17 protein-coding genes are annotated in these 20,830 nt (G+C 69.5%); 8 read left to right on the top strand and 9 right to left on the bottom strand.

Features of this window, described 5'->3' with window-relative positions:
• Positions 1-4 precede the first annotated feature (4 nt).
• Positions 5-1,384 carry a sensor histidine kinase gene (locus tag RUU78_RS19375; protein ID WP_313919259.1) on the top strand — a complete coding sequence of 460 codons (1,380 nt, stop codon included), beginning with the start codon at positions 5-7 and terminating at the stop codon, positions 1,382-1,384.
• Between the two features lie 56 nt (positions 1,385-1,440).
• On the opposite strand, the gene RUU78_RS19370 is transcribed toward RUU78_RS19375, so the two are convergent.
• The 4 genes from RUU78_RS19370 to RUU78_RS19355 all read right to left on the bottom strand — a co-directional run bounded on the left by RUU78_RS19370 (position 1,441) and on the right by RUU78_RS19355 (position 5,599).
• On the bottom strand, positions 1,441-2,619 hold the full coding sequence (locus RUU78_RS19370; protein ID WP_313919257.1) for a glycosyltransferase family 4 protein: 1,179 nt from the start codon (positions 2,617-2,619) through the stop codon (positions 1,441-1,443).
• Positions 2,616-3,698 carry a glycosyltransferase family 4 protein gene (locus tag RUU78_RS19365; protein WP_313919255.1) on the bottom strand — a complete coding sequence of 361 codons (1,083 nt, stop codon included), beginning with the start codon at positions 3,696-3,698 and terminating at the stop codon, positions 2,616-2,618. The genes RUU78_RS19370 and RUU78_RS19365 overlap by 4 nt, the downstream gene beginning before the upstream one ends.
• A gap of 103 nt (positions 3,699-3,801) precedes the next feature.
• Positions 3,802-4,386: a hypothetical protein gene (locus RUU78_RS19360; RefSeq protein WP_313919254.1), complete on the bottom strand. Its 585-nt coding sequence runs from the start codon at positions 4,384-4,386 to the stop codon at positions 3,802-3,804.
• A gap of 28 nt (positions 4,387-4,414) precedes the next feature.
• Entirely contained in the window at positions 4,415-5,599 is a 1,185-nt protein-coding gene (locus tag RUU78_RS19355; RefSeq protein WP_313919253.1) for a hypothetical protein, read from the bottom strand.
• A gap of 92 nt (positions 5,600-5,691) precedes the next feature.
• Between RUU78_RS19355 and RUU78_RS19350 the strand changes: the two genes are divergently transcribed.
• From RUU78_RS19350 to RUU78_RS19320, 7 genes are read left to right on the top strand one after another with little or no spacing between them, the layout of a single operon-like run.
• The gene (locus RUU78_RS19350) at positions 5,692-6,219 is read left to right on the top strand and encodes a hypothetical protein (RefSeq protein WP_313919252.1); all 528 of its coding nucleotides are present in this window, start codon (positions 5,692-5,694) and stop codon (positions 6,217-6,219) included.
• 4 nt (positions 6,220-6,223) lie between these two features.
• Positions 6,224-7,579, top strand: a complete 1,356-nt coding sequence (locus RUU78_RS19345; protein ID WP_313919250.1) for a glycosyltransferase family 39 protein — start codon at positions 6,224-6,226, stop codon at positions 7,577-7,579.
• Between the two features lie 16 nt (positions 7,580-7,595).
• Complete coding sequence (locus RUU78_RS19340) at positions 7,596-7,964, top strand: hypothetical protein (RefSeq protein ID WP_313919248.1); 369 nt, start codon at positions 7,596-7,598, stop codon at positions 7,962-7,964.
• Entirely contained in the window at positions 7,961-10,642 is a 2,682-nt protein-coding gene (locus RUU78_RS19335) for a glycosyltransferase (RefSeq protein ID WP_313919246.1), read from the top strand. The genes RUU78_RS19340 and RUU78_RS19335 overlap by 4 nt, the downstream gene beginning before the upstream one ends.
• The gene (locus RUU78_RS19330) at positions 10,639-12,132 is read left to right on the top strand and encodes a glycosyltransferase (RefSeq protein ID WP_313919244.1); all 1,494 of its coding nucleotides are present in this window, start codon (positions 10,639-10,641) and stop codon (positions 12,130-12,132) included. Before RUU78_RS19335 ends, RUU78_RS19330 begins: the two co-directional genes overlap by 4 nt.
• On the top strand, positions 12,129-13,163 hold the full coding sequence (locus RUU78_RS19325) for a GDP-mannose 4,6-dehydratase (protein ID WP_313919242.1): 1,035 nt from the start codon (positions 12,129-12,131) through the stop codon (positions 13,161-13,163). Before RUU78_RS19330 ends, RUU78_RS19325 begins: the two co-directional genes overlap by 4 nt.
• On the top strand, positions 13,160-15,406 hold the full coding sequence (locus RUU78_RS19320) for a glycosyltransferase (protein WP_313919239.1): 2,247 nt from the start codon (positions 13,160-13,162) through the stop codon (positions 15,404-15,406). Before RUU78_RS19325 ends, RUU78_RS19320 begins: the two co-directional genes overlap by 4 nt.
• Before the next feature lie 44 nt (positions 15,407-15,450).
• Here RUU78_RS19320 and RUU78_RS19315 read toward each other — a convergent pair whose 3' ends face one another.
• The 5 genes from RUU78_RS19315 to RUU78_RS19295 all read right to left on the bottom strand — a co-directional run bounded on the left by RUU78_RS19315 (position 15,451) and on the right by RUU78_RS19295 (position 20,632).
• The gene (locus RUU78_RS19315) at positions 15,451-18,165 is read right to left on the bottom strand and encodes a C25 family cysteine peptidase (protein ID WP_313919238.1); all 2,715 of its coding nucleotides are present in this window, start codon (positions 18,163-18,165) and stop codon (positions 15,451-15,453) included.
• A 270-nt stretch (positions 18,166-18,435) separates the two neighbouring features.
• Entirely contained in the window at positions 18,436-19,080 is a 645-nt protein-coding gene (locus tag RUU78_RS19310; RefSeq protein ID WP_313919236.1) for a hypothetical protein, read from the bottom strand.
• An 83-nt stretch (positions 19,081-19,163) separates the two neighbouring features.
• Positions 19,164-19,940 carry a zinc-dependent peptidase gene (locus RUU78_RS19305; RefSeq protein ID WP_313919235.1) on the bottom strand — a complete coding sequence of 259 codons (777 nt, stop codon included), beginning with the start codon at positions 19,938-19,940 and terminating at the stop codon, positions 19,164-19,166.
• 40 nt (positions 19,941-19,980) lie between these two features.
• Positions 19,981-20,364: a hypothetical protein gene (locus tag RUU78_RS19300; protein WP_313919234.1), complete on the bottom strand. Its 384-nt coding sequence runs from the start codon at positions 20,362-20,364 to the stop codon at positions 19,981-19,983.
• 94 nt (positions 20,365-20,458) lie between these two features.
• A complete protein-coding gene (locus RUU78_RS19295; protein ID WP_313919233.1) occupies positions 20,459-20,632 on the bottom strand; it encodes a hypothetical protein in 174 nt (57 codons plus the stop codon).
• Positions 20,633-20,830 lie beyond the last annotated feature (198 nt).

Below are 20,830 nucleotides of genomic sequence, written 5' to 3'. Positions count from 1 at the left end.
CCGCATGGCACAGCGGCGACCGCTGTCGCTGCAGGCCCGTTCGACCGTCGCCGCGGGCCTCGCGCTCGCGGCGTTTCTCGGCGTCACTGGCTTCGCGCTGGACCAGGCCTATTACGAGGCGACCGTCGCGGCCATGCGCGACCGGCTGCAGAGCTATGTCTACGCCTATCTCGCGGGCTCCGACGTGCTGCGTGGCACCAAGCTGCTGCCGCCGGAAACCCTGCCCGATCCTGAATTCAACCGGCCCGGGTCGGGGCTCTACGCCGTCGTCATCGGCGAGAGTAATTCGCTACGCTGGGAATCGCCGTCGGCGTTGGGCCGCGAACTCGCGTTCGATGCGCGCCTGCCGGTCGGCGAAATACGCTTCGAGGGGCCGATCGACAACGCGGTCGGCCGCGTGTTCGTGTTTTCGCAAGGTGTCAGCTGGGAAGTGGACGAACGTCGCCCGGTCCGCCTGACCGTTCACGTCGCGCAGAGCGAGCAGCAGTTCCTGAGCCAGATCACCGCGTATCGCCGCACCCTGGCGCGCTGGCTCGGCGCACTGGCCATCGTGCTGCTGCTGCTGCAGATCGCGTTGCTGCGCTGGGGCCTGAGCCCGCTGCGCAAGATGGTGCGCGATGTGGACAATGTGATGAATGGCGATGCGGACCGCCTGCCCGGACAGTATCCGGCCGAGCTGGCGCCGCTGACCGGCAGCCTCAACGAACTCATCGACTTCGGTCGCGAGCAACTGGATCGCTACCGCAACACCATGTCCGATCTCGCGCACAGCCTCAAGACACCGCTCGCCGTGCTGCGCAGCGAGATCGACGGCGATGCGGGTTACCACAGCCTGCGCCGCAGCGTCAGCGAGCAGTCGCAGCGCATGCACGACATCGTCTCCTACCAGCTCTCGCGCGCGACCGCCTCGCGCCACCAGGTGTTCTCCACGCCGCTTGCGATCGAAACCGCGGCCGAGGGCATCGTCGCTAGCCTGGAGAAGGTCTATGCCGCCAAGCGCGTGCTGTGCGAATTCGAGATCGATTCCGACGCACGCTTCTTCGGCGCCCAGGGCGATCTCATGGAACTGCTCGGCAACCTGCTCGAGAACGCGTTCAAATGGGCCGACCGGCGTGTGCTGTTCACCGCGCATGTGATCAAGGCGCCGCGCATGCGCCGCGCCGGCCTGGAACTGCGCGTCGAGGACGACGGCCCCGGCATTCCGGCGGAAAAGGTCGAACACCTGCTGCAGCGCGGCGTGCGCGGCGACGAACGCGTGCAAGGCCACGGCATCGGCCTGGCCATCGTGCAGGACATCGTCAAGGGCTATCGCGGCAACCTGTCGGTGCATGGCTCCGATGCGCTCGGCGGCGCCATGTTCTGCGTGCGGTTCGAGGCCATGTGAGAACGGGCGATGATCCGCGATGCCGCCGACAGCGAGGACCACCGCGCCCCGTTACATCACAAGCCGATGACCTCGAACAGCCGCGATGCCACGGCCGTCCCGGCGTAGCGCCCGGCGACGTAGCGACGCCCGCGCTCGCCGATTTGCTCGCGTTCGGCCGTGCCGAGATCCAGCGCCTGCTGCATGCACCGCACCAGTTCGTCCGTGCCGGTGTAGGCCCAGCCGCAGCGCGAATGCGCGACGTGATCGGCGAGTACTTCGCAGCGCGCGTTGGCGATCACCGGCGTGCCCTGCGCCATCGCCTCGAGCGTGACGATGCTGAAGCTCTCCCAGCGCGACGGCATCACGAACGCGCGCGCGCCGGCCATCAGGGCGAATTTCTGCGCCTCGTCGACGAAGCCGAGGTAGCGCACACCGTCGTCGTCGCGCAGGCCGAGGTGATCCGCGCCGGTCAGCACGAGTTCGACCGCATCGCGGCGCTGCCGGCGCAGCAGCCGGAATGCGGCAATGAGTTCGCGGCAGCCTTTGCTCTCGTCGATGCGCCCGCAGTAGAGCAGATAGGGTCGTTCGCGCACTGCCGGCGGCGACGCGGCCGTTTCTACGGCCATGCCGACAACCTCGCCGCGGTCGATTTTCCAGAGCCGCGCGCCGAGACGGCGCTCGGCATCAGTGAGCCAGATGATGCGTGGCACGCGGCGCGCGGCCTGCGCGTAGACCGGCAGGTAGGCCGGCGGCTCGTCGTGCAGGGTCGGCACGAGCATGCGTTTGGCCTCGGGCACGCATTCCAGGCCGAAGTACGTGGTCGGGTACAGGTAGGTGCAGAACAGCACGAACGCGTAGTCGTCGTGGTGGTTGCGCAGATGCGCGAACAGCCCTGGGCACCACGGGCCCTGCGCGCGGATGAACTGTTCCGCCAGCGGCGCACGCCAGGCGATCCGTGTCTCGCCGCTGCGCTCGATCGCGTGCGCATGTGCCTGCAGCACGCGCCGGTGCAGTTCGTTGAACCAGCTGCCGCGCGACCAGGCGCTTGCGAAGCGCAGGATGCGCACGTCCTCGCGCCATTCCTCGCCGGCCGGCAGTGCGTTGTCCCAGCTGCGGTAGTCGAGTGCGCAACTCGTGAGGATGTCGACCTCGACACGCGTGCGCAGTAGCCGGGCGTAGTGCCAGGCCAGCGCTTCGGAACCGCCAGCGATATCGGAATGGCAGCGCTGCACGACGACGGCGATGCGGGTCATGCGAATCCAGCCAGCGCGTCATTGAGACGTGTGGCGAGGATCTCCGGCGCGAACTCGCGCGCGTAGCGTTCGCGGCCGGCCAGGCGCAGGACTTCGGCCGCGGCCGCATCGCGCGCGAGTCGGTCGAGGCTGGCCGCATACAGGCGCGGGTCGGACTCCTGCCACGCGAGTCCGGCACGGCCGAGCGTCTCGCCGATCGCGCTGCGGTCGCGCGCAACGACCGGCACGCCCAGCGCCATCGCCTCGACCAGCGGCACGCAGAAGCCTTCGTGCTCCGACAGCATCAGCAGCGCGTCGGCGACGAGCCAGCAGGCCTTTAGGCGCGTGTCGTCGATGTTGTCGAGAAAGTGGACATTGTCCGAAATGTCCAGTGCGGCGCAGTGGTCGCGCAGATGGCGCGAATAGCGCGCCAGGCGTCGGTCATGCTTGCCGACGACGAGCAGGCGCGCATCGGCCGCGTAGTGGCGGCGGTAGCAGGCGAACGCGTCGAACAGCGCGGCGTGGCCCTTGTTCGGCGCGACGCGGCCGAGCATGAGCACGTTGCGGCGGCCGTCGCCGTAGCGGTCGAGCAGCGCGGTATCGGCCGGCTGATCGAGCAGGGCCTCGCAGCGATGGAATGGCGCGAGCACGCGGCTGCGCTCGGGTGGCAGGCCCGCCTGCACGAGTTCGTCGGCGTTGTAGCGCGAACACGACAGCGCCAGATCGAAACCCAGCGTCGCGAGTGTCGCAAGGCTCGCGCGCCCGGCCGCGCAGCTGCGCACGTGGTCGCGCGACCAGCCCTGGAAAAACTCGGCCGGCGTGATGTTGTGATAGCGCAGCACACGCCGGCACGACAGCTGTGCAAGTTGCGCTTCGATGCGCGGCCAGCCGATGGAATAGTGGTAGATGACGAGATCGCGCGGACCCAGCCAGCGATCGAGCCCGGCCGGTGCGTGCACGCTTTCGGCGAGGCCCTGGCTGTGGTCGGCGTAGAGGCGCACATCGTGTCCGGCGCGACGCAGCGCGGCGCCCATCTCGAGCACATCGGTACCGACGGCGTCGTGGGCGGTCAGCGACGGGGCGAGCAGCGCGATCTTCATGGGGCCGCCGCACGATGGTCAGTCGGTGTCGCTTCGCGTCGAGCGAACTGCCCGGCGCGGTACCGGTCGCAGTCGGCGATGCCCCGCACCGCGCACCGGCGAATCATGCGCGCGGATCGTTGCGCGCGCTGCGCAGTACAGCGACGTCGTTGCGCAGGCGCGCGACTTCGGCGGCGAGATCGGCGATGTCGGCGCTGGAGTTCTGCTGCGCCAGCGCCTGCCCGAGCCGGCGTTGCTCACGCGCGATCTCGGGCAGGTTCCAGACCAGCGCCAGGCGCTCGATCAGCGCCCCGATCAGCGGCAGGCGGGTCAAGCGCCAGAAGCGGTAGCGGCCGGCGAGGCCGGCGATTTCCACGCCATAGCCGCGGCCTTCGGCCGACGCGCGCAGGTCGCCGAGGATGGCGATCTTGCTGTCGCCGGCGGCCAGGCGCTGCAGCGCCAGCAGTTGGCCGCCGGCATCCGCCGGACGCTTGAGCAGACAGCGATAGGCGAGTTCGACGAATTCGTCGTTGTGCACATGCATGAAGTCGTCGAGCGTGTAGTGCAGGCGTTGCGGGTGATCCAGCGCCAGCACGACGGGCGCTGCGCCACGCGCGGTTACCGCGGACGGCATCTCGGGCAGCGTCGCGGCTTCGGCGCGGATCTGCTGTTGCAGGTGGTCCAGCGGATCGGAAGGGCTCTGAGTCATTGCGGAGGCGTTCGGCGGAGCGCCAGCTTCAGCGCGGAGCGGCCGCGCGGGCCGGCGCGGCCTCCGCCGCAGCGAGCGGGATGATGCCATACGAGCGTGCTGTGGCCAGGTCGATCCACTGGTAGTCGGGCTTGCGCTGACCGAAGCCCGCGGCTTCGCGCGCGTAGCGCGCCTTGCCGGCGACGAGCGCGGCGGAGAAGCTGTCGAGTGCGTCGCTGTCGATCAGGCTCAGCTCGCCGACGAAGCCGGGCTTGGGCCGTACCGCGAGCTGGCGCGCGCCGAGCAGGGTCGTCTCGACGAATACCGGGCTGGACTTCTTGTCATCGGTATAGAACGCGAGCAGCGCGTGGCGCGGCACGAGCAGCAGCACGCTGCGAATGCCGAGGCGCTCCAGCGCCGCGGCCAGCAGCAGGCTGCCGTCGATGCAGTTGGCGCGGCGTTCGTTCCACACATCGTCATGCAGCCGCACGTGCTGGCTCCAGACCAGAGGTCCGCGCGCGAGGCCGGGATCCTCGTCGGCATAGCGCACGCCGTGCAGCTGCAGCACTTCCCAGATCGCATACGCGGACGCCAGTGCCTGCGCCGGCGTGCGTGGGCCGGGTTTGAGCGGCAGGAACGGATGGCGTTCGGCGACCTGCTCGAAGATGGCATCGATCACTCGCGAGTCCGGATCGGCATAGGCGGCGAAGATCCAGCCGAGGTCCACGTGGTCCTTGCCGTCGCGCACGTAATACAGCGCTTCGCTGAGCGGGTGCAGGCGGATCTCGCGGCGCTGGTGCAGGGCCGGTGCAGCGTCGCGCTGCAGGGCGAATTCGGCGACGACGTTCTGCGGCTTGACCACGCCGGACAGCGCACGGCGGCTCCAGCGTAGGCGGGGCCGCAGCGTATAGCGCTCGCCGGCACGCGGCAGCACGGCCTGCACGCTGGCTGGCTCGGCCAGTCCCGGTGCTCCGACACTGAGGCTGACACGCTCGCCGTTGCGCGCCGCAATCACCTCGACGGCGATCATGCCGCTGCCGTCGCCGTAGCGGTTGTCGTCGGGCTTGGTGCTGGGGCGCTGCGACAGGTCGAGTACCGGATACAGCGCGTCGTCGGGACTGACCCGCACCTGCCAGCCGGCTGAGCGCGCCAGCGGACTCCACACCGCGGCGAACGCGACAGCGCAGGCCAGCAGTACGGCGTGCCGGCGCATCGGGGTTTGCACGGAAAGCATGTGCCGACTATCGTTGCGCCCGCCTGTGCTTGTCCATAGGCCGCGTTGGGACGGCAGGTTTCCCAGCCCGTTCCTTATCTCGTGGAGTACCCATGCGCACGATTCTCACGTCCCTTGCCCTGATGCTGTTGCTGACGGCCTGCAGCAACGCGCCGCAGGATGCGGCCAAGCCCGCCGCGGCGCCTGCGCCGGCCGCGCCCGCTCCGAAGACCGAACAGGCTGCAGCGCCCGCGCCCGCGCCCGCGCCGGCCGCCCCTGCGGAACTGCCGGAAGGCACCTGCGGTGACCAGAGCGCCGTGGCCAAGGAAGAACGCCTCGCCAACACGCCGCGCTGGACCACGGCGAGCGAGGTCGACAATTTCGGCTACGACGTGTTTCGCGGCGACACCGAAGAAGGTCCGTTCGCCAAGCTCAATGCGAGCCCGCTGCTCGGCGCCGGCACGACCGACGAAACGAAGAAGTACGAGTACCGCGACGACAGCATCGATCCGTGCCGCGACTACTGGTATTACGTCGAGTCGATCGACACCAACGGCGCGCGTGAGAAGTTCACGCCGATCTTCAAGGCGTCGGCCAAGCGCCGCGCAGCCGGCACGGCGGCGCCCGCGCAGGTGAAGTAAAGCCATGCTGCAAAAGCAGGACGTGCGGGTGCGCCGGCGCGTCCTGCTTTGTATTTTCGTCGCATTGTTCCTTCTGCAGCAGGGCGCGCTGTTCTGGCTCTACTGGGCCGGCGGCGGCAAGGCCCTGCTCGGCGACGAAGTCGCCTACCTGGCCTGGGCGCGCGGGCTCGCGAGCCTGGGGCCGATGCCGGCCGATGCCGGATGGTGGCCGCCGCTGCAGGCCTGGCTGCTCGCCGGGTCGCTGCGCGTGTTCGGCGAACACCTGTTGCCGCTGCAGTTGTTGCAGACCGTTTTCCTGATCGGCGCCGCGGCACTGCTGCGCGCGCTCTGGCGCGACGTCGACGGCCGCGTGCGCGCGGCCAATCTCGCCGCCGCGCTGTTCCTGCTCAACCCGTCCAACATGGCCTATGCGCACTGGCTGTGGCCCGAGCCGGTGCACCTGCTGGCGCTGCTCGCGGCGCTGCGTCTGGCGCAGCGCGCCGCGGCGCCCGTGCGCAGTTTTCTCGCCGGCGTCGCGCTTGGCGCAGCGATGCTCGCCAAGAGTCTGATGAGCCTGTTCTGGCCGGCGCTCGCGCTGCTGCTCGCGCGGCACTACCGCTGGCGCGGCGCCGCGGCGCTGCTGCTCGGTGTCGCCGTGGTCACTGCCGGGCCGCTGTGGCAGGGCTGGCGCCTGACCGGCAAGCCGATGATTGCCGACAGCTCCGCGTTCAACCTCGTCGGCGGCCTGCGCGAACAGTGGCGCAGCGACTACATCGACGACAGCGTCGCGACCCTGGCCGGCGACTATTTCGCCAGCGCGCCGACGCCGGCCGAGCGCAACGCGATCTATCGCCAGCGCGCCGAGGCGATCGTGCAGGAGCAGGGCATCCTGCCGACGTTGACGGCGCAGTTCGGACGCCAGTATTTCCGCCTGTTCAGCGCGAAAACCACCTTGATGTCGCAGTTGCCCGGTCCCGCCTGCGCCGGACACGCCGGCAGCTATCGCAATGCGCCCGCCGTGCTGGCGCAGGTGCTCGCGGCGGCCAGCGACACGCTGCATCTCGTCAGCCTGGTCGGTTTCGCCCTGGGTCTGGCGTTCTGGCGGCGCTGGCGCGACCCGCTGGTCGCGTGGAGCGCGTTGTTCTTCGTGTACCAGCTGGGCCTGTACCTGCTGTTGCACGTCAAGGCGCGATTCCTGCTGCCGATGATGCCGTTCCTCTGCGCGTTCGCCGGCAGCGCACTGGCCAGCCTGCAGCGGCCCGACGCGACCGCGGCCGTGCATCTGCAGGGCACGATGCGCTGGATGATCGCGGCGTCGCTCGCAGCGCTGCTGCTGCTGCTCGCCCTGGCCGGGCCCTGGTTCGACCAAAGCTGCGGATGACGACCGCGGAGGCCGCATGAATCGCGAACAGGAACGGGAACTGCGACTGGCCGAATCGCGCCATACCGAGGCCGAGCTGCGTCGCGTCATCGACATCCTGCTGGCCGAAGGCGACGCGGTGTTCGCGAGCCGCAGCTGGCGCCTCGGCCGTGCGCTCGTCCGCGTCGCCGAGTGGCTGCAGCAGCGCCTCGGCCGCACCCCCGCCGCCGCGCAGGACGCGGCGCACTGGCGGCGCATCGTCGCGGCGCACGACGACGGCCTCGCGCGGCGCCGCGCGCTGCTGGAACGCCTCTGCGTCGACGATGCTGCCGAGGAAGACCTGGATGCAGTGCTCGCGCAGGTCTGGCGCGAAGTCGGCGCGGAGCAGCGCAACGACCGCTCATGAGCGCGCCGCATACCAGCCTCGTGCTGCTGGCCTGGAATCGTTGGGACCTGACTGCGCGTGCGCTGGACAGCCTGCTTGCGACGGATCTCGACGGTTGTGAAGTCATCGTCGTCGACAACGGCTCCACCGATGCGACGCCGCAGGCGCTCGACGCGTATGCCGACCGCGTGCGGCGACTGCGGCTCGACGCCAACCTCGGCTTCGTGCGCGGCAATAACGCCGGCATCGCCGCGGCCGCGGCCACCGACGGCGTGGTGCTGCTCAACAACGACCTCGTCTTCACCCAGCGCGACTGGCTGCAGCGCCTGCGCGCCTGCGCGGAAGCACACGCGGAAACCGGCATCGTCGGCTGCCGCCTCGTCGACGCCCAGGCACACCTGCTGCATGCCGGCACGCGCGTACTGCCCGACGACGGCATCGGCGTACAGACCGCGTCGGGGCGCATCGAGCACGATGTCGGCCAGTACACCGATGCCGACCGCGTGGTCGAAGGCGTGGTATTCGCTGCGGTCTACCTCAAGCGCGCGCTCCTCGCCGCGATAGGCCCGCTGCACGAGGACTACGTCACCTATGCCGAGGACAGCGACTACTGCCTGCGCGCGCGCGCCGCGGGCTGGTACACGCGGCTGTGCGGTGGCGTGACCCTGCGCCACGACCAGCATGGCTCCACCGGCGAGGCCGGCACGGTGCGCGCGCAGTTGCTGGCGCAGGGCCGCGCGACGTTTGCGCGGCACTGGTCGGCAACGCTGCAGGCGCAGTACGACGTGTCGCTGTGCCTGGTCGGCGCGCTGGACTTTCCGGCCACGCTGGCAGCGTGGCAGCGGCCACTGGCACGTGCGCTCGATGCGGCCGGCGTGCGGTTGAGCTATCGCTCGCTGTATGCGCCGGTGCTGCCCGAAGCGATAGCCGAAAGCGGCGACAGCCAGGACCACCTGCTCAACGCCATCCGCCGCCGCGACGCGGGCGCGGATGCCGTGCTCTGCGCCGGCGACGCGGCGCTGTGGCCGCGCGTGACCGCACCGTGGCGTATCGGCTATGCGGATTTCGAACACCTGCCCGACGGCGCGCAGGCGGCCGCGATCCGCGCGATGGACGAGATCTGGACACCCACTATCTGGCACCGCGACCAATTGCGTGCGGCCGGCCTGGCCGATGCGCAGGTCATGCCCTGGGTCGTCGAGCCGGCCTACGCGCATCCGCAGCTGCGCGCGATGCGCAACCCGCACGACGAACGCGTCGTGCTGTGCTGCGCGCGCTGGGACGACATCGACGCGCCGTGGCTGCTGCTGCAGGCCTGGACGCAGCGCTTCCGGCGCGAGCAGCCGCTGCGCCTGCTGCTGTACATCGACGCACTCGGCGAGGATCTCGCCGCGGCGACGCGCGCGCTGCCGCTCGATCCGCACGGCGGCCGCTACAGCCTGCTGCCGCAGCCGCGCGTTGCCGAGGAGCAGCGCCAGGCGGTGTTTGCTGCGGCGGATGTCGTGATCTGTGCCAGTCGCAGCCGCAGCCGCTGCTGGCCGTTGCTGCAGGCGGTCGCCACGGCGCGGCCGCTCCTCGCGACCGCGCGCGGCGCGCGCACCGAACTGCTGCAGCGGCACGGCGGCGGGGCGGCGCCGGACGGCGACGACACCAACGTGGCGCAGCGCGTGCTCGATGCGCTCGTGCGGGTATTGGACGACCTGCCGGCGGCGCAGGCGCGCGCGCAGGCCGCGAGCACCGCACTGCGCGCCGAAGCGGAAGAACGCGCGGTGGCGCTGTCCATGCGCAAGCGCCTGCAGCAACCGCGGCGGAACCCACTGCGATCAGCGCCGCCAGACCGCAGCGAGCATGGGCTCGTCGTGCTCGGCATGCACCGTTCCGGCACCTCGTGCGTGGCGGGGTTGCTGCAACTGCTGGGCGCCCACGCGGGCGTGCCCGGCACGTTCCTGCGCAACCCTTCCGAAAACCCGCGCGGCTTCGTCGAGCGCAACGACCTGCACATGGCCTGCGTCGGTGCGCTGCGCCAGCGCGGCGGCGACTGGTCGGTACCGCTGGGCTGGGACGAATCCGCATTGCCGGCCGCGCGTGCGCAGCTGCGCCGCGACTGGGAGCCGATCGCGCTCGAGCTGGCCGCACAGGCGCCCTGGCTGATCAAGGAACCGCGCCTGTGCCTGCTGTACGGCGAGCTCGCCGATCGCGTCGCGCAGCCCGTATTCGTCCATGTCGTGCGCGCACCGACGGCCGTTGCCGCGTCGGTCCAGCGCCGCGACGGTCTCACCGCCGCGCATGCGCTGGCGCTGTGGGAACACTACAACCTCGCCGCCGCGGCGCTGGCTGCTGGCGGTTCGGCCATCGTCGTGGATTACCATGCCCTGTTGCAGCAGCCGCGATCACAGGCGCGCCGGCTGTGGCTAAAGCTGAAATCGTTCGGCGTGCGCGGCCTGCGCCTGCCCGACGACGAGGAAATCGGCGCCTGGATCGGTCCGTCGCTGGCGCGCGCGCTGCATGCGCGCGAGCCCGTGCCGAGTGCGGCGCAGCAGCAGCTCTGGCGCGCTCTGGAACGGCGTGCGGCGGACGAGGCGGTGGAGCTGCCGGCGCTGTCGGCCGGCAGCGAGGCGCTGTTGCATCAGGTCGGCAGCGAGCACCGCGCGCGCCTGCTCACGGAACACGAACAGCAACAGGACCAGCACCCCGAATGACGGATCCACAAGTCAGCTCGCCATTGCCGCGGCGCGTCGATTGGGACGGCGCCGAACTGCGCCTGGCGCTGCCGGCGCGCGGGGAGGTCGAGGTATGGCTCGACGCCACGCATTACGCGCGCCTGCGCGCCGACGACGCCGGCGACGCGCGGCTGGCCCTGCCGGTCCTGCCGAACGGGCAGGCGCGTGTGAACCTGCAACTGCGCGTCGCCGGCGAGTGCTCGGCCACGGTCACACTACAGCGCGACCGCGCGGGACTCGCGCGTGCCGGCGCCGTGCAGCCACTCCAGGCGCTGCGCGAACAGGACTATGTCGACGTCGCCGCCGTGGCGGAGTCGCTGCGGCACGAGATCGCCATCGTCGTGCCGGTCTACAACGTGCCGGAGGCCGTGGCCGTGTGTCTTGACAGCGTACTCGCGCAGACGTGCGGCGCCGCGCGGCTCATCGTGATCGACGATGCGAGTCCGGATCCGGCGATCGCGCCGCTGCTCGCGCGCTATCGCGACTGCCGCGGCGTCACGGTCCTGCGCAACGAGCGCAATCTCGGTTTCACCGCGACCGCGAACCTCGGCATCGACGCAGGCGGCCGCGCCGACGTGGTGCTGCTGAATGCGGACACCGAGGTCGCCGCGCACTGGCTGACCGGCTTGCGCCGCGCGGCCTGGGCCGCGGCGGACACGGCCAGCGCGACTGCGGTATCCGATAACGCCGGTGCGTTCTCGGTGCCGGAACTCGAGCGCGAAAATCCCTTTCCACACGGATGGACATTTGCACAAGCGGCGCTCGCCGTGCGCCAGCAGGCCGGCAGTGCCTATCCGCGGCTGCCGACCGGCAACGGCTTCTGCCTGTACCTCAAGCGCGCCGCGCTCGATGCGGTCGGCGTGCTCGACGCCCAGGCCTTCGCCCAGGGCTACGGTGAGGAAAATGACTGGTGCCAGCGCGCCGAAGTGGCCGGCTGGCGGCATGTGATCGCCGGCGACGTGCTCGTGCGCCACGCACGCAGCCAGAGTTTCGGCGAGGCGCGCCGCCGCACGCTCGGCGAAGCCGGCATGGCGGTGCTGCGCGAACGCTGGCCGAACTACGAGAACGACGTCGGCGCGAGCCTGTTCTCGCCGCGCCGACGCGTGCTCGACTGGCGCGTACGCCGGGCTTACGCAGGTGAGCCGCCGCTGCCGCGGCTGCTGTGCTGGGAAGGCGCTGCAGCGGATACGCAGGAAGCACAGGTATATCGCTGCGGTTGCGGCCGCGACGGCTTCTGGCTGCAATCGCCGGATGGCGACGCCGCGTTGTTCGAGCGTCTCGCCGATGCGACGGTCGCGGCCGGCTGTAGCGCGGCTGGATGGCAGGCCAGCTTCGCGCGCCTGCTGCAGTGTCACGCGATCGACCGCATCGTCGGTGCACTGCCGTCCGGGTTCGTGCGCATCGCCGCCGATCTCGCGATCGACACGACGACAGCGCCAGCGCCACGTCCGTTCGGAACCATCGCATGAGCCGGCACGTCCTCGTCACGGGCGCCGCCGGACAGGACGGCGCTTATCTGTGCCGCGACCTGCTCGCAACCGGCTGCGAGGTACACGCCGCACTGCGGCCGGATTGGCCGGACGAGGGATTGTGGCGGTTGCGCGAGCTGGGTCTGCTCGGGCAGCCGCACTTGCACCTGCTGCCGCTCGACGTGCGCGACGCGGCGGCCTGTGCCGCCGTGGTCGAGCGGCTGCAGCCGCAGCAGCTGTTCCATCTCGCTGCCGTCAGCAGCGTGGCACAGGCGCTGCACGACCCGCTCGAGGCCGTGGAGTGCAACGGCAACGGCACGCTGCACCTGCTCGAAGCGGTGCGTCGGCACGCGCGCGCCGCGCGCTTCGTGCTGGCATCCAGCGGCGAGATCTTCGCGCCGCGCGACGGCGTGGTCGAAGAAACCTGCACGCTGCAGGCGCGTCATCCCTACGCCCTGTCCAAGCTGCTCGCGCACGCGGCGCTGCGCTGCTACCGCGACAGCTACGGTGTGCAGGCCAGTGCGGCGATCCTGTTCAACCACGAATCGCCACTGCGCGGCAGCGCGTTTGTGACGCGCAAGATCGCCGCGGCCGCGGCTCGCCGGGCCGCTGGCGAAGGCGTCGTTCTTCGGCTCGGCAATCTCGATGCGCAGCGCGATTTCGGCTATGCGCCGGACTACGTCGCCGGCCTGCGCGCGCTGGCCGCGGCGCCGCCGGACGATTTCGTGCTTGCGAGCGGCGTCTGCACCTCGATCCGCGATTTCGCCACACTGGCCTATGCATCCGCGGGTATTTCGCTGGACTGGCGCGGCGAGGGCGCCGACGAGCATGCCGTCGACGCGCGCGACGGACAGCGCTGCATCGCCGTGGATGCGGCGCTGCTGCGCCGGTCGGACGCGCCGCTGCTGCGCGGCGATGCGACGCGGGCGCGGCGCGAACTCGGCTTTTCCCACCGCATGGACGTGGCCGGGCTGGCCCGCGTGCTGGTCGACGCGGAGCGCGGGCGCCTGCAGCGGGAACCGCGCGCATGAGCGCTGCGCCGCTGCGCCTGATCCTCAACGTCGACGCGATCAGCGCGCCGCTGACCGGCATCGGCGTCTACACGCGCGAGCTGGCGCTGGGGCTGGAGCAGCTGGGGCTGGAGCAGTCGCCGCAACTGGCCGAACTCAAGCTGTTCTCGGCCTACCGCTGGGTCGCCAACAGCGAGCAGGCGTTCCAGGTCAACCGCACGATCCAGAGCGTGCGGCGCGTGCTGCCGTTCAAGCGTGCCGCGCTGGAAGGCTATACCGCACTGCGCGCGGCCCTGTTCCGGCGCAGTGCGCGCAGCCTGCGCGATCATGTGCTGCACGCACCCAATTTCGTGCTGATGCCGTTCGACGGTCCCTGCGTCGCGACGGTGCACGATATATCGTATTTGCGTTATCCACAGTTCCACCCAATCGAGCGTGTGCGTTTCCTCGAGCGCCATCTGCCGCCGACGCTGGCGCGCGCCGATGCGCTGATCACGGATTCGGCCTATGTGCGGGACGAACTGGTCAGTGTGCTCGGCGTCGATCCGGCCAAGCTCCACGTGGTGCCGCTGGGCGTGAACGCCGCGTTCCGGCCGCGCACGCAGGCCGAGGCGGCGGACGTGCTCGCGGCGCACGGACTGGGCTGGCGCGGCTATCTGCTGGTGGTCGCTACACAGGAGCCGCGCAAGAACCTGGAGCGTCTGGTGCTGGCCTACGCCATGCAGCCGGCGGCGCTGCGCGCGCGCCTGCCGCTGGTCGTGGTCGGCGCCCGCGGCTGGCTGGACGCCGGACTCGCGCGCGCGATCGAGCCGCTGGAGCGCCGTGGCGAAGTGCGCCGCCTCGGCTTCGTCGCTGACGCACAGCTACCGATCCTCTACGCGGCCGCGGCCGGGTTCGCGTTCCCGTCCTTATACGAAGGTTTCGGCTTGCCGCTGCTCGAGGCGATGGCCAGCGGCGTGCCGGTGCTGACCTCGAGCGCAGCCTCGATGCCCGAGGTCGTCGGCGACGCGGCGCTGTGCGTCGATCCGTTCGACGTCGACGCCATCGGCGCCGGTCTGCAGCGTCTGGCCGAAGACTCGGCCTGGCGCGAACAGGCGGCGACGGCCGGTCTGGCGCAGGCCGCAGGCTACAGCTGGCGGCGCACGGTCGAGGCGACGCTCGCGGTCTATGCCGCGGCGCGTGTCCGCGCGGGTACCGCGGGCACGACGCTCGCGCATCAGCGCGTCGCATCCGCGCCGTCGCGCGCGGCGGTGGTGCTCGTGAACTACAACACGGCCGATCGCAGCCTGCGCTGCGTCGCCTCGCTGCAGGGACTGGCCGCGCGCATTCGTCTGGTCGTCGTCGACAGCGGATCGAATCCGGCCGACCTGGCCGCGCTGCGGCTGGGACTCGCGCAGGACTGGCCGTCGGCGGAGCTCATCGCGAGCCCGCTGAACATCGGTTTCGCCGCCGGCTGCAACCGGGCGATCACGCGGGTGCTTCCGGACGCGCAGATAACCCATGTGCTGCTGCTCAACAACGATGCGGTCGCGACGACGCGCCTCGGAGGCTGGATTGCCGATCACCTCGACGGGCATTGCGACGCGGATCTCGCCGGCGGCCGCGTGCTCAAGCTGGCCGATGGCAGCGACGAGATCGATTCGCTAGGCATCGCGTTCTACCGCAGCCTGCTCGCCTCGAACCGGCTCGACCCGCAGGATCCCTATTTCGGCCCCACCGGCGGCTGCGCGCTGTACGCGCGCCGCGTGCTCGAAGCGTTGCAGGCCGCGCACGGCTACGTGTTCGACGAGGATTTCTTCTGCTACGCCGAAGACACCGATGTGGCCGCGCGCGCCCTGCTGCTCGGCTTCACGCCGGCCTATACCGACGATGTGCTCGCGCGGCATGAGGGACAGGCCTCCAGCGGCGGCGGCTTCAACGATTTCGTGCTGTACCACGGCATCCGCAATTCGCTGTGGATGCTGCTCAAGTGCGTGCCGCTCAGTGTGATCCTGTGCCACCTGCCGTCGCTGGTGGCGATCCACGCCGGCATCGTGTTGCGCCACGGCCTGCGCGGCAAGGGCCGCGTGGTGTTCCGGCTGTATCGCGATGCGCTGCGCGGCACGCTGCGCATGCTGCGCAAGCGCCACCGCATCCAGGCCGGGCGCCGCATCACGGCGGCGGTATTCGCACGCCACGTGAGCGGACGCTTCTACGACCGTGGCTACGTTCGCAATGCGCTGCGCGACCTGTGGGCGGCGCTGCGCGGCAGGCCGCGCAGCTGAAACGGCGTCCGCTGCGACGCCGACACGGGGTGACTGCTGCGTCCTTATTTCGTCGCGAGTTTCTTCGACGCGGCCGCGTCCGGGACTTCCGGCGCGGCATCGAAACCGGTGCTCAGCAGCACATCGCCCTGGCGAATGACATTCGGGCTGCTGCGCAACACGATGTTCGACGCGGGCGCGGCGGCAACCGGCAGCACGACCGGCTTGGGTTCGGCCAGTTCAAGACGCGCGATCGCATCAAAGGGATTCGACGGGTCAGCCACATAGCCGCGCACTTCGACCGCTGCGTCGCGTATACCTGCCGGCGGTTCGGGCAGCGTGAAGCGCGCACCGAGCACGGTGAAGCGGGTCGAATGGAGCACCTTGCCGTCCTTGCCGAGCCAGCTGACGTCGGCCATGCCGCGGAAACTGTCGCGGTCGACCCGCGCCTCGATCGCGTCGGGACCGAACGGGCGCGGCTTGCGCGCGAGTCGGAATCCGCTCGCGGGCCGTTCCAGCACCACGGCCGGATCGCCGAGGAGGTTATAGGTCTCGACGAGCGTGTGGTCCTGTATGTCCTTCTTGCCGGCAACGATGGACTCGCCGATCGTGCGTCCGGGCTTGGTCAATTCGCTGACGATGGCCTTGCTGTACGACGCCGACGGCGAATTGCGCCAGGATGCCGCGAACACGGCGATCGCACCCTTGCCCGGCTCGCGCAGGAAGCGCTCGCCGATGGAATCCTCGGTCGGGTTGTCGAACGGCGCGGAGTAGCAGGTCATCGACAGCACCATGGGCAGGCGTCCGCCGTTGGTCAGGCCGGAAACGTCGTCGAGCGTGAACAGGTCATGGTTCTTGCGCAGGTCCGGCGGACCGGTGCGCCAGATATAGCGGCCGCCGTGGCCGATGAAGTGCACCAGCAGGCGGCCTTCGTTGAGGCCGTCCTTGATCGAGGACTGATGCGCGATGTTGTCCTTCTCGTCCGAGCTCGCGTAGACCTTGTCGCTGAGGAAGCCGTCCTTGTCGAGCGAGTCGGCGATCTGGTTCGAAGTCGTCTTGAAATAGTCGCTTTCGTCGGTGATGAACATCACGTCGCGACGCCAGGCGCCGAGCTGCGGCGTGCTGAGGTAGCCGATGGTCTTGTCGACGATGGCCTTGACCTCGCTGGGCTCTACCACCGGCAGGCGTCCGATCGCGATGACCGGATGGAGTCCATCGTCGCCGACGCTGACGAAATGGTTGTCGCTGGCCGACTGGCCGTCATAGGACATGAACTGCCAGGTCGGGATCAGCGCACGGTGTTTGAGGTCTTCGGGCGTGTCGGCGTACGGCGTGCTGCCGATGTCGCCGAACTGGCCCGGGGACAGCAGCTCCATGTCGGCCCATTTGGCCAGGTTGCGTCGGTCGATGCGCTTGTGGCGGATGTCGAAGCTCGCGTCGCCGACGAGCAGGGCGAAGCGCGGGCGCGGCTGCGGCCATTCGCTGTAGGCCTGCTGCATGAGATTGCGGATGGCCTGCGGATGCGTGATGCCGTCGTTGAACTGGTCGTAGACCTCGTCGACGTCGAGCACCGCAACCTTGAGACCGCGCCGGCGATGGAACTCGGCCAGCGGCTGGATCGCGTCGATCAGGCGCGCGTGACTGATGATGATGTAGTCGACCGGCTCGGCCGGCTTGCGCCAGTCGGTCGTGGTCATGGCGCGCACCTTCTGCGGTGCGGCAAAGCGATCGTCGACGACGGGATACAGCACTGCCTTGGCGTCGATGCGGCCGAGGCGGCCGGCCTGTGCGGTCCAGCGGCGGCCGTCGTCGCTGAAGACGGCGAGCTGGGCGCCCGTGTGCGTGAGGTTCACGTCCCCGCCGCCGGCGACGCGCAGGGCCTCGGTCGAGCGCGTCAGGTCGCCTTGCGCCGGGTATTCGATCTCGACGGAATTGAACATCACCACGTCGATGAGGAAGTTCGGATCACCGGGCTTGGCCAGGCGCTTGGGCACGCTCAGCGTGAGGCGATTGCCCTTCTCGCGCACGGCGGCGACTGGCACGCTGAACTCGTGCACGACTTCGTCGCGACCGTTCCAGCTCAGCTCGGCCACCTGCTTCCCGTCGAGTTGCACCTGCACCTGGTGGTCCGGCGGCTTGCCGGTCGTGCCGACGGGGATGGTGACTGTCGACATGCCGCGGAACTTCATCGTCAGCGTGACCTGGCCGCTGCGTGCGGCGAGGTCGGGCAGGTCCAGATCGACTGCGAACGGTTCCGGGTCGACGTGCGTCAGCTTGGCCCAATGCCAGAAATCCGCTTCCTCCCACTGCTTCACGTAGTTCTGGTTGAGCCGGATCATGAGATTTTCCTGCTCCAGGTGCAGGCGCCGGTTCAACGCGGCCGGCGCGTTGCCGGCCGTTGCCGGTACGTCCGCGATGCGCGCGTGCGCGCCGCGGTCACTGGATAGGACGTAGACGTTGACTGTGCTGTAGGTGTCGAACCAGGCGATCGGTCCATGCAGCGATTTGCCCAGCCACTCGATGCGTTCGCCCGGCTGCAGCGTGGTGCCGCTTCCGCTGAAGCGGATCGGGACTTCTTTGCCGCGCTGGGTAAGCCGCAGCGAGTCGCGCGGACAGTCGGCCAGGCCCGGCGCGACGGCGGCGATGCTCGCCTGATCCAGCGCGTACATGCCGGTATGTTCGATTTCAATATGGATGCTGCCGGAACAGGCCAGGGCAGCGGAGCAGGGAAGAGCGGTGGTCAGAGCCAGGCAAACAATGCGACGGATAGGCGAAAGCATGAGCAACCAGAACCCTGCGAGTCGTCTTTGCGACCGAATCTGACAGGCTACTGGCTGGTCAAGATCTATGCAAATCGAGATGGCTGCTGCCGCGGCGAAACGGGCGTCTGCCGCGACCAATGGCGGATCCGCCAGGCGTGAGCAGGTGCGATCCGGAATGGATCGCACGTGAGTCGACCGCGTCGGCGATGGATTCCCGGAGAACGTGAGCAAGCTCTGCTTGCACCGTTCGACTGGCAAAGGAGCTTTCGCTCCTTCCTCAACAACCGCTCAGGGCGTTGCGGTCTGGAAGCCGTCCCTGAAGATCAGGTCGGTCTGGTCGATGTACAGCGTGGCGGCGTTGACCGATCCGGTGCCCGCATCGCCGGCGTCCCAGAAGGTCAGCGTCCAGGTGCCGTTGGCGAGTTCCGGGGGCAGGCTGCGGAAATCGGGGTTCAGCAATACCGCGCCACCGCCAGGATCGGCGCCGCCGGGTGAGCTGACGCGATAGGAGCCTTCGGGAATGGTCGGGAAAGCGCTGCCCCACCAGTCTCGGTCGGCGGTGTCTTCGAACGTGTACAGACCATTGAGAGCGCCGTTATGGCCGCAGCCATTGGGCACGTTGGAGCCGGTGTGGCTGAAGATGATCTTGGACGGGCTGCCGCCGGGAGCGGCGAGCTTGACGACGAGGTCGCCGCGCCAGGAGTGGACGAGGTTCATGCTGACGCTGATCCCGACGGTCGGGAAGACCAGGCCATTGACGTCGAAGCTGACGACGCGCGGCGGGCCCAGATTGTTGACGCCGCAGCTCGGGGAACCGCTGGGCGCGTCGCTGATGGCACCGGTGTTCGTGCCTGGAAACGATTCGATCGCGAAGACGGGCGACGAGGCGACGAGGCCAAGGCCGAGCAAGGCCAGAATTGCGGTACTGCGCATGCCTTCCACTCCAGAATCGACAGAGAAAACCGCGGCAGTGTAGCCGAAACCTTCGCGGGCGACGGCAGCGGCGGATCGGGCGTTCAGATTGCAGCCGTGCCGGGCGTGGGTCGGAACAGGCGCTGCAGCAAGTCGGCCACGGCCGGCATCTCCGTCTCGACTAGCTGTGCATTCGAATACCAGGCTTCGACCAGACACGCGAAGAATTCGTCCGGGCTTTCCGCGGCGTAGGGGTCGATGGCGGTTTCCTTGCCCGCGTCCACGGCATCGCAGTGGCCGTCGTACGCGCGCTGGAAGGTGCGTTTCCATTCGCTGCGCGGCAGTCCGGGCGGTAACGGCGGCACGCCGTCGCTGCCGCCGCCCCGCATGTCCAGCTTGTGCGCGATCTCGTGGATGATCACATTGAAGCCGGCGTGCGGGTCGGCCAGATCCTGCTCGATGTCTGCCCAGGACAACACCAGCGGCCCGTGTTCCCAGGCTTCGCCGATGAGGCTGTCATCGCCTTCGGTGATGACGCCGGTATCCTCGTCGTGGTGTTCGCGGCGTACGCGAAACTCGCCCGGATAGACCAGCACCTGACGCCAGCCGCGCAGGCAGTCGTAGCCCAGCGCAAGCGCCGGCAGGCAGGCTTGCGCCGCGATCAGCAGGCGGCGCGATTCATCCAGTTCGGCACCTGCCAGTGCCGAAAACTGCTTGTCGGCCAGGAACAGGGCGGCCAGCTCGCGCAGGCGCTGCCGCTCGTCGCCGGCCAGCGGCCGCAGCAGCGCGCAAGCGGCCAGGGTAGCTTCCCAGCTCAGATCGTCGATCGGATGAGGGCGAGGTCGGAGTCGCTCGCCGAGACGGCGCAACAGGCTGAACATGCGCCGATCATGCCGCGCCGGCCGGGCGCGGCGAAAGCGGTTACTTGATGGAACCCGGCAGCACCGACTGCCAGCGCAGTCCGCCGCCGCGGGGCTTCTGCGGTACCGCGGCCTCGGCCGACGGCAGGCTAACGGCGCTGGCCGGCGCACTGGAGGCCGATTCGGCCGGTGTCCCGATCGTGGCGACATCGTCGCTGACCGAACCACGCGCATCCATCGGAACGCTGACCGGAGCGCGCTGGCCATCGTGGTAGATCACGCGTGCGCTGGACGTCGGCGGGATATCACAGTCCTGACGCGACTGGGCCAGGGCCACGCCGCCCGGTGCGGCGCCGCCGCCGAGCATGAAATCGTCCGCATGGCAGGCGCCGGCGAGCACCGCCAGGGCGAGCAGCAGGATAAGGGTTCGCGAAATGGTGAGCATCGGTGGCTCCGGTAAGGCGGAACGCTGGCACGGGCTCGCGGGCGGGACGGCATGCTCGCACGATTGCACGGGTGTAGCCAGCGGGGACGCGTCGCTACAGCAGAGTTCGTGCCAACCTGTCGTGGGCCTCCACGGCCTTGCGCAACAAGGGCTTAAAGTCATGGCTATTGTCCGGACTGTCCGCTGCGGTGACAGCGGACAGGCGACGGACAGTTTGATGGATGCGCCAGGGCGTGGTCTGGTTGCGTGCCGCGTCGTCGGTGATCACGTCGACCCGGTTCCGGGCCACGCTGCGCTGCAGCGCGCTTCCGCACCGGCCGGCTGGCTAGACTCGGCCATGAACAGCACTTCCGTCGAACTCCCGTTGATACCGCGCGGCTGGCGCCCGGGCGGCGTCGCCCTCAAGCGCGGCCTGCTCGCCGGCATCCGCCGCGTCCTGTCGCGCCGCGATGCGATCAACCGCATC

Source organism: Tahibacter sp., assembly GCF_032229445.1.
Taxonomy (GTDB): domain Bacteria; phylum Pseudomonadota; class Gammaproteobacteria; order Xanthomonadales; family Rhodanobacteraceae; genus Tahibacter.
The sequence above is the reverse complement of the archived record's forward strand: the minus strand, read 5'-3'. Positions and strand labels throughout refer to the sequence as shown.